Raw genomic sequence first — 10,563 nt, 5'->3', positions numbered from 1 at the left:
GTCGGCAGCGTCAGATGTGTATAAGAGACAGGTTATAATCATTATAATTAATACAATAGAATTCATCATTAATTTTATTAGTATAATATCCTTTCACTCATATTAAGTATGTAACAATAAAATTATCAAATACATAAGATAAAATTCTACTATTTACGACAAAATCTTACTATATACGCATCGGAAATTTAATGTTTTAATAAATAACATAACTGGTACGACCACTAAGAAAGGGGCAAATTACACTAAATAGGAGTTTAGTAAAGTTGCAAGTAACATTATGTTGATTTAAATTTTCTTAATATTCAGTTATTTTAAAAGGTCTCGAATCACAAAAGTATTATATTTGTACAAAATTGGTTTTAAGTTTCTACATAGCAAAAGTGATTTTATTTCGCAATAAAAGTATAAGCAATGTACAGTATAATTTCATCTTTTGTAATCTTGTAGGGATTTTACCGGCAAAACTAGGGGGAAATATTATGAGATCAGTATCAAAAAAAGTCATGGCAGGGTTAGGTGTAGGAGCAATGAGTCTATCTATCTGGGCTCCTTCAAGTCAAGCAGCAGCTCCAGCAAATAATGAATATCATACTATTCATTTGGCAGCTAATACAAACATAGCTTGGGATGTATATAAAGGATGGCAATCTGATGATGCAGGTATTGTTCTATGGGATGGAGCCCGTGGTGACAATGAACAATTTGTATTTTTCCCACTTGATGGAGGAGCATATGCAATCGTAAATAAAAATAGTGGAAAACCTGTAGGGATTGGTAATGCTTTCATTGGTAGTGATGGTGTTCGTGATTTTTACAATGACAATGATCAGGGTTTGCGACAAACGAGTTGGACTGGTGCCGCTAATGAACAATGGTATTTACGAGACAAGGGAAATAATAATTTTGAAATTGTAAACCAAGGATCTGGGAAAGTTGCATCTTGGGCGGGGGTTCAAAGGTATGGATTTAAAGATTATGTAGATTTGGATGAATCAAATCCTTCTGATAATAATAGGGTATTTCATATTCCAGCTGCACGCAGTACTTTTTCATTACCAACCTTACCAGCTGTAGGAACTAGACCAAATGCTCCAGATTATAATACAAGTGGGACTATTGATCAACAATTACCTCAAACGTCAAATTCTGTTGTTGTTGGGGCATCTTTAATACCATCTATCATGGTAAAGGATAATGGTGCGAGTGATTATACAAAAATACACAATTCACCATATTATGTCTTAGTAAAAGAAGAATATTGGGAGAAAGTACGCTCAGAAATTATTCCTGCTGGTGCCACTAGTAAATATACAGTTAAATCAGGTGTAAGTGAGATAGATCAAAAAAAGATGTCTGATACGCTTGCAATGAGCTTTGGTTCAGACTTAGGATTGAAATTTGGAGAATCATCTCTATCAATTAAATCGAGTGTTTCAAGAACAATACAAACAGAAGTTACTAAAACTTCTACGAATGCAACGGAAGAAACAGAGGAAAAGAGTATTCCAAGTATACCTGGTAAAAACACAGGATTTACAGCATATCAACTGGTAACAAAATATACAGTAAAGAGAACAGACGGTTCAGTTGTTACAGATCCTTCGATTGTAAGAGACAGTAAGCAAACGATAGCAAGAACAATAGCTAAATAAATAAGAAACATATTGCAATATATTTCAACAGTACGTGGACAAGCAAAGTGAAGTGCTGGAGCCCCCTCAAAAAATGAGGGGGTTTCCCTTGTTATAATTATTTGTTTACTTCAAATGATAAAATAAGTATTTCTATTCCAATTACATATTCCCTCCTTGCTATATTTAAAAGGAAGAAATATTTAGATTCGAAAAAAGAGAAACGTCAAGTAACTCCCAAATACACAATAAGGGTTGATTTTAAGTCACTTTTTGTTTGAAAGGACTTTAATGGAACGAATTGAAAAGGAAAGGATGATTTATATGAAGAAAAGGAATAATTTTATGTTCCAAAAACCGATGAAAGTACTTGCTACATCTGCTATTTTGGCAACTACACTATTTACACCTACTTTAACAAATAACTTGACAGTTCAAGCTGAAACGGTTGCCGCGCAAACTGAAAATCAATATGAACAGAGGGAGTTTAAACTTCCAGGTACAGGAGATTACTATGAAGAAGCACAAAGAGAAAGAAGATCATATACAAAATCATATATGCCAACAGGAATCTATGTAAAACCGAATGAACAAGTTACAATTGAAGTATCGGGAACCAAAAAGATTAAAGCGATTATTGGGACAACTGAATATGATAAAGAAGGAGGAAAAGAAATTGACCTTTCTCCTGGTTCTAACACGATCTCCTCTCCGAACGGTGGTTTATTAGGGTTTGATAACTATCAAAAAACAGGAACAGTTACGGTGAAAGTAACACAAGGCGGGAGCCCTGTTCCATTCTTTGAACTAGGGAAACATACGAAAGAAGACTGGATTGCAATGATGGACAAGTACCCAGATGCACATGCTGTACAATTGAAATCAGAAAAAGCAGTACTTACTGTTACGCAGGATAGTGCCAAGAAATATATCGTGGATCAAGATCCTGTTCCTCTATTAAAAAAATATGATGAAATGATTCGAGCACAAGATAAGATATCAGGGTTATCTGAAACAGACCCGAGTCCGTTGCATCGTCCAACTCGTCGCATTTGGGCTTTTGCAGAAAATCCTAACAAAAAAACTTGGGGCATGTATGCAAGTACTAATGGAGTATTTTTTACTACTGCTGGTAACGCAATCGAAAGTGCTTTAGATGTTAATAAATTTGGATGGGGACAAATGCATGAAGCAGGACATAAAAGGCAGCAACAGCCATGGACGTGGGATGATCGAAGGGGTACGTGGGAAGTAACTGTTAACCTATATTCTTTAGCTGCACAAAAGCAATTATTCCCGAATCAACCAACACGTTTAGAACAAAATAAGGATTACGATAGAGCCTTTACATATTTAAAACAAACAGATAAAGAATATAAAAATATTGACGACTTGTTTGTGAAACTTGTTATGCTTTGGCAACTTCAATTAGCATATGGTGAAGATTTTTATCCAAATCTTCACAAACTATATCGAGAGTTACCACAGAATCAAACTAGATTAGATGCTGAAGGTAAAATACAATTATTTATTTACAATACATCGAAAGTAGCGAAACAAAATTTACTTCCATTTTTTGATCAATGGGGGCTGAAAGCATCACAAGAAACGAGACAAAAAGTAGAAGCTTTAAATAACCCAACATTAATTGCCCCTATATGGGAAGCGACGGATGCTAAACCTGTTAAACCACTAGCTGTATTGTCTAAAAAAATAATGAAAGCAAGTGCAAACAGCGAGGAATCATGGCATGATCCAGCTAGGAATGCAATTGATGACAATCCAAACACAATTTGGCATAGCAAATGGAGTACAACAAATCAATATCCATACAACTTAACGTTAGATCTCGATCAGACGAAATCGATTACTCAAGTAGCGTGTCTCCCGCGTCAAGATGGTGGGATTAATGGCCGTATTTTAAACTATAATATTTATACAAGTATGGATGGTAGTAACTATCAAAAAGTAGCTTCTGGAACATGGGAAAATAGTACGACACAAAAATTGGCAACATTCGAACCTGTTTCCGCTAAATATGTAAAAGTGGAAGTAACGAACGGAAAGAATGGATTTGCTTCTATAGCAGAAGTAGATGTTTTAACTGATTCTTCGCCTGTTAAACCATAAGTATTACCAAAACATACAAGGTGTAACTTTTAAATAAAGTTTGATAAAAAAGCTTGCTTGATTAATAATCACAAGCTTTTTTTGTTTCTTGGGTGTTTTTGTCTATCCTCTTGAAAAGAGGGAATAAGAAAAAAGTAACCCAAAATCCTTACAAATAAGGATTTTGGGTTACTTTTAAAAATAGGTGTGTCAAAACATCTAGAATTCTACTGATATGTTTCAAAAGTGATTTGGTTGTAATTTTGAAATGAAAAGACCTATTTTTTGCTATGTCATATAGTACACTTTTTGACATAGCATATAAATTTAAAATCAATTAAGCTAATTCCCCCTGTTCGGGGATTTGGGAAAAAATACCCAATCTAGCTTATTTAGAAAGGATAACGTTTTTAATACCCCATCACAATCAAGCTAAGAAAAGTAAATGCCCCAAAACGATAAAAACGATCAAGATGTAAAGATGGGGGTATTATGATAGCTTAACTTGATGGGTGCACGGTTAGGCCCCTTTTATAAACGCATTATTTACCAGACAGGTCTTAACCTCGATGATGTTTTACCCTCATTTGCTTCATAAACTAACTTTGTTAAATCTTCCTTGAGCATTTGCATTCTTTCATCGCCTATGTTTTCAATCCAACGTTGTTCAATTTCAGTTAGTATCTTCTCTTTTGCTTGCACTACTAGCCAACCTTTTTCGGTCAAAACAATAATTTTCCCTCTCTTATCAGTTGGATGAGCTTTGCGCATTACATAACCACTTTTCTCAAGATAATCCACCATTTTACTCACAGCTTGCTTTGTAATTCCTAAATATTCGGCTAGTTCTATACCTGTCGCTCCATTAGGAGTGATGCATTTAAACATAAAACCGTGTATAGGTCTAATATCTCCAAATCCCAATTCACTCAATTTGTCATGTAGTTCATTGATTGATGCGCTAAAGGATAATGACAAAAGTGACGTAAGGTCCAATTCACTAAATACTGGATGACTCATACATAAAACCTCCTTAAATGAAGTCAATACGATTGACTTCATCTGATTTCTATTGTACTATATGGCATATAGTCAATCAAATTTACTATAATTAGTTATAAGAGAAATAAGGGATCCAACGAAACAAAAATTAATAAATTATGGAGGTTTCTCATGGCCGACATCGTGAAAATTAGAGGAAGTGTGTTTGCCCCGTATGCTTGGTTAGAACATATTAAAGATCCTACAACAGGAAACCTTTTTGAATATACTGGTGATGCACGTGAATTTACACCATATGCTGTAAACACAATGCGGTCAAGATTAGAGCAAGAAGTGATTATTGATTTTTATAAAAAGAAATTTTTTCACATGCAAATGCTTGTATCGTAACTGTGAAAATTACAAATCCGGATGGTTATATCGAGTATAAAAAAGGGCCCGTTCCATGTTGAGATTGAAATCATTTCGAACAGCACCTATATATTAAGTAGTATCGAAGCTATGCATATGGTTAAAAAACTCTTGAAAACGTTATCAAACATAGTTATAATCTAAGTGGATAATGATAAACAGTAATTGAATACTTTTCACATAGGATTGTGACTGTTCGGCAGGCAAAACCTAAATTCATACCAAGAATACAATTATGCTGTATTTTTGGTATGAATTTAGGTTTTTTATTTAGGCTAATAAGTAGGTGATGATATATGAAAATCAAAAAAGTATTAAACAATAACGTAGTCTTAGTAGAAAATGATAATAATACAGAAATGATTGTCATGGGTAAAGGTATTGCTTTCCAAAAAAAATCGGGCGAAGATATTGATCCTTCCCAAGTTGATAAAACATTTGTTTTAGAAGCAAAAGGTTTAACAGATAAATTAGCCCATCTTATTAACGAAATTCCATCCGAACATTTGGATTTATCGGATGAAATTATCACCTACGCTAAATTAAAGTTATCTGGAAAAATTGGTGATAATATTTATCTTACCTTAACCGATCATATTAGTTTTTCAATTTCTCGCTTTCAACAAGGTTTCATACTCAAAAACGCGTTGCTTTGGGAAGTAAAGAAATTCTATCGCAATGAATATGAAGTTGCCTTACACGCATTACAAATCATTGAAAGGAAAACTGGTTATAAGCTACCTGAAGATGAAGCTGGTTCGATTGCTCTTCACCTCATTAATGCTCAACAAAACCAAAATGATATGGAAGACACGATGAATATGACGAAAATGGTAAATGATGTTTTTACTATCGTTAAATATCATTACGGTTTAGAGCTGGATGAAAATTCAATTAATTATAGTCGCTTTGTTACTCATTTAAGATATTTTGCCTATAGATTGACTCATAATCAATCTGCTATTGAAGGTGAGAAAGAATTATATGAACAAGTAAAGGAAAAATATCCTGAAGCTTATCAATGTACCCAAAAGGTAAAAGCTTATATTGAGTCTACTTATGGTAAAAAACCAAACAAAGATGAAATGCTTTATTTAATGCTTCACATTAACCGTATTACATCACGAGAAAAACATAATAATTGAATCACAGGATTGTGACTGTTCGGCAGGCAAAACCTGAGTTGACTTTTCTTATTCGAGTTCATTATTTCGAATAAGAAAAATCAACTCAGGTTTTTTTATAAAAATAAAATTAAAGGAGTGCTATAAATGAGCTATACAAGCTTAGCTAAAGAAATTCTCCAACATATTGGTGGAGAGAATAACGTCAATAGTTTAGAACATTGTGCTACACGCTTACGCTTTAAAGTAAAAGACAGCAACAAAGTAAATAAAGAAGTATTAGAAAATGTAAAAGGTGTTATTAGTGTTGTTCAAACTGGTGGCCAACAACAAGTAGTAATTGGTAGCCATGTTTCTGATGTATTTAAAGAAATTAATAAAATTGGTAACTTCTCAAAAGATGCTAATGAAACATCTGAAGAAAAAACATCGCTTTCTGGAAAAATATTCGAATTAATTTCTGGTACGTTTACTCCATTACTAGCACCGCTTGCCGGAGCAGGTATGCTGAAGGCTCTTTTAGGCGTATTAGTCATGTTTGATTTGTTATCGGATAAAAGTGGTACGTATGCTATTTTATCTGCCGCTGGTAATGCTATTCTATACTTCTTACCTATTATGATAGGTTTTACTTTAGCTACGAAATTAGGAGCTAACCCATATATGGGTGGTATTATCGGAGCCGCTCTATTAGAACCAAACTTTACAGCTTTATTAGCTAATGGAGATACAAGTTCATTCCTAGGAATACCAGTTATCTTGATAGACTATTCTTCTCAAATCGTACCATCATTTATATCGGTACTTATTTACGCTCAGTTAGAGAAATTCTTGAAAAAAGTTATATACAAAGATTTACAAATGTTTTTAGTACCAATGCTTTCATTAATGATTATCGTACCATTAGCTGCTATAGCATTCGGTCCTTTTGGAACCTATGTAGGTAAAATGGTTGCTACAGGAATTAATTTCTTAAGTGAACATAGCGGACTATTAACTGGGGCTGTTGTTGGTGGTACCATGGTTTTCCTTATTATGTTTGGATTACATTGGGCTCTTGTTCCAATGAGTATCGAAAACTTAATGAACGGTGGAGACCCAATCGACCCAATGTGGGCTGCAAGTACATTCGCTCAAACGGGTATCGCACTAGGTATCTTTTTAAAAACAAAAAATAAAGAAACAAAATCTCTTGCTGGTTCAACAGCATTAACAGGGATACTTGCAGGTGTAACAGAACCAATTCTATACGGATTAATTGCAACTCATAAACGTACATTAAAATATGTTGTTATTGTCGGAGTGATTGGTGGTGCTTTCATTGGGGCATTTAAAGCTGAAAACAATGCCTTTGCCCTTCATTCTATATTTACACTAAGTGGTACAACAACACCATGGCTTCCATACTTCTTAATGATTATCATGACAGTAGGGGGAGCAGCAGCCTTAACATATTTCTTAGGTTACGAGAATAAAGAGGAACTACAAAATACAGAAACATCTAAAGAAGCTGGTGCAACGGTTGTAAAAAAAGAAGGAATTGTAAGTCCTTTAACAGGAACCATTACTCCTTTAAACCAAGTAAAAGATGCTGTATTTGCATCTGAGGCAATGGGAAAAGGGATTGCGATTGAGCCAACTGTTGGTGAAGTCCATTCACCAGTAAACGGTGTCATTACAACGATCTTCCCTACTGGACATGCTGTTGGTATTACATCAGATGATGGAGCAGAAATTCTTATTCATATTGGCATTGATACGGTTCAATTAGAAGGAAAATATTTCAATGCACATGTGAAAACGGGTGACAAAGTAAGAAAAGGACAACATTTAATCGACTTTGATATAGAAAAGATTAAAGAGGCTGGCTACCTTGTAACAACACCTGTAATTATTACAAATACTGCACAATATACGGATATCATTGAAACAAATAAAGAACAAATTACTAAAAATGAAGATTTACTAACTCTAATATTTTAATAACATCTAGCTGATTGGGGATAAACTATACTTATTCCCAATTGGTTGAACATATTTTGGAGGGACACATAATGTTGAATAGCTTCTCAAAACCGTTTCCAAAAGACTTTTTATGGGGGGGTGCAACGGCAGCAAACCAAATAGAAGGTGCATACCAAGAAAAAGGAAAAGGCCTTTCTACAGCAGACGTATTACCACATGGTGTTTTTAGCCCACAAGATTATTCAATGGAAGGCTATTATCCTTACCACACTGCAATTGATTTTTATCACAACTATAAAGAAGATATCGCCTTGTTTGCTGAAATGGGCTTTAAATGCTTCCGTATGAGTATTGCATGGACTCGTATTTTCCCAAATGGTGACGAATTAGAACCAAATGAGGAAGGCTTAAAATTTTACGATGACATATTTTCTGAATTAGCAAAATATAACATTAAACCTATTGTTACCATTTCTCACTATGAAATGCCACTCGCTTTAGTGAAAAATTATGGTGGTTGGAAAAACCGTAAACTTATAGAATTTTATGAGCGCTTTGCTAGAACTGTTTTTACTCGCTACAAAGATCAAGTAAAATATTGGATGACATTTAATGAAATTAATTTTGTTATCCATGCCCCATTTACTGGCGGTGGACTTGAGTTTGAGGAAGGAGAAAATGTAAAACACACACAATATCAAGCGGCTCATCACCAATTTGTTGCCAGTGCTCTAGCAGTAAAAGCAGGTCATGAGCTTATTCCGGATAGCAAAATTGGTTGTATGCTTGCCTATGCTCCAACTTATCCTTATTCTTGTAATCCAGAAGATGTGTGGACAGCCATGATGTTAGATCGTGAAACAGTGTTTTTCACAGATGTACAAGTACGTGGATACTATCCTTCCTATACGGAGCGCTACTTTGCTGAACATAATATTACAATTAAAGTGGAGCCTAGTGATGAAGAAATTCTTCGTACTCATAAAGTAGACTATTTAGGCTTCAGTTATTATAACAGCGGTACAGCCTCTGCAACTCCTGAAGAACATAAGGCTTCTGATGGTAACTTACAATTAGGAGGCGTAGAAAACCCATACTTAGAAGCATCTGAATGGGGATGGGAAATCGATCCGAAAGGCCTTCGAATTGCTTTAAATACGTTATACGACCGTTACCAAATTCCTTTATTTATCGTTGAAAATGGTTTTGGTGCTGTTGATATTTTAGAAAATGAGTCTGTAAATGATGATTACCGTATTAGCTATTTCCGTGATCATATTGCTGAAATAAAGGAAGCTATCGCTGATGGTGTGGACTTAATCGGTTATACTACATGGGGGCCTATTGACCTTGTAAGTGCTTCTACTGCTGAAATGAAAAAACGTTACGGCTTTATCTATGTAGATAAGGATAACGAAGGTAATGGAACATTAAAACGTTACAAAAAGAAAAGCTTCAACTGGTACAAGCAAGTCATTGCTTCTAATGGTGAAGATTTAAATTAAGAATGTATAAAGGATGGTCGTAATTAAAGATTGATTACGATCATCCTTTTATATTTTGTATCTTTAGAGGTCCTACCCCATCGCTATCAAGTTAAGGTTATGAAGTACCCCCTAAACAAAATTTTTTATCTCTCTACAATTATTTATGATTATTAAGCTCATTTTTTTTTCGTTTTGGGGAACAACCAATTTTTTAATTTGATAGCGATGTGATGATACCCCTAATAACCAACATGTTTATAATTCTTTTTTGTTTTTCTTATCTGAATTTTTCTTTATAAAATTCATTATTACAACAAATATCAGAAATAGGGCTATGCAAGAGAGTATTACAGTGTATTTAGTTGAAAGGTAATCAGTTATCATTTTTAATCTCCTATTCTACATGAAAAATTAGTATTAAAAGTATTTTTTTACTAAATTATAATATTATTTTTGAAATTTATATATATCAAGACATACGATTTAAGGCAATTTTAATAAAAAATTCATTTGAAAGGAAAATGGTTAGGATGTGAGTTCAATATGATTTGAAGGGGGAGAATGAAGTACCATCACGACTTTCACCAAAATCACAAGAAGTCATACAAGGGATAGCACTACCCATAAAGCACAAAAGACGTTATCCTTTCTGTATGGAGTGAACCCTGTGAATGAGACGATAAAAAACACCTCTCTAAATCGTAAGCATCAGTTATGATTTTAATGGAGGTGTTTTTCGTATGGGGAAAAAGACGCATTATCCCGCCGAAATAAAGTGGAAAGTAGTTGAAATGAAACACCAAGGATTCAAAAATAAAGAAATTATGGATG

The 10,563-nt window shown here is 34.1% G+C and carries 6 protein-coding genes and 1 pseudogene; 6 read left to right on the top strand and 1 reads right to left on the bottom strand.

What is annotated here, in order from left to right:
• Window positions 1-482 precede the first annotated feature (482 nt).
• Both JDS95_RS30025 and JDS95_RS30020 read left to right on the top strand, forming a co-directional pair.
• Entirely contained in the window at window positions 483-1,655 is a 1,173-nt protein-coding gene (locus JDS95_RS30025) for an RICIN domain-containing protein (protein WP_001258160.1), read from the top strand.
• 270 nt (window positions 1,656-1,925) lie between these two features.
• Window positions 1,926-3,764, top strand: coding sequence for a M60 family metallopeptidase (locus JDS95_RS30020; protein ID WP_002046533.1), 1,839 nt, complete (start codon window positions 1,926-1,928; stop codon window positions 3,762-3,764).
• 525 nt (window positions 3,765-4,289) lie between these two features.
• On the opposite strand, the gene JDS95_RS30015 is transcribed toward JDS95_RS30020, so the two are convergent.
• A complete protein-coding gene (locus tag JDS95_RS30015) occupies window positions 4,290-4,763 on the bottom strand; it encodes a MarR family winged helix-turn-helix transcriptional regulator (protein WP_000019315.1) in 474 nt (157 codons plus the stop codon).
• 153 nt (window positions 4,764-4,916) lie between these two features.
• Here JDS95_RS30015 and JDS95_RS30010 point away from each other — a divergent pair.
• From JDS95_RS30010 to JDS95_RS29995, 4 genes and pseudogenes are all read left to right on the top strand, one after another.
• Window positions 4,917-5,197 (top strand): annotated as a pseudogene (locus JDS95_RS30010) (DUF3238 domain-containing protein).
• Window positions 5,198-5,452: 255 nt separating this feature from the next.
• A complete protein-coding gene (gene licT, locus JDS95_RS30005) occupies window positions 5,453-6,301 on the top strand; it encodes a BglG family transcription antiterminator LicT (RefSeq protein WP_000694489.1) in 849 nt (282 codons plus the stop codon).
• Window positions 6,302-6,427: 126 nt separating this feature from the next.
• Entirely contained in the window at window positions 6,428-8,263 is a 1,836-nt protein-coding gene (locus JDS95_RS30000; RefSeq protein ID WP_000122703.1) for a beta-glucoside-specific PTS transporter subunit IIABC, read from the top strand.
• Window positions 8,264-8,334: 71 nt separating this feature from the next.
• Entirely contained in the window at window positions 8,335-9,750 is a 1,416-nt protein-coding gene (locus JDS95_RS29995; protein ID WP_000934962.1) for an aryl-phospho-beta-d-glucosidase, read from the top strand.
• Window positions 9,751-10,563: the final 813 nt, after the last annotated feature.

The organism is Bacillus cereus group sp. N24 (assembly GCF_016483345.1).
GTDB classification, from domain to species: Bacteria; Bacillota; Bacilli; order Bacillales; family Bacillaceae_G; genus Bacillus_A; species Bacillus_A toyonensis.
Note: the sequence above shows the minus strand (reverse complement) of the source record. Positions and strands in the feature narration are given on the sequence as shown.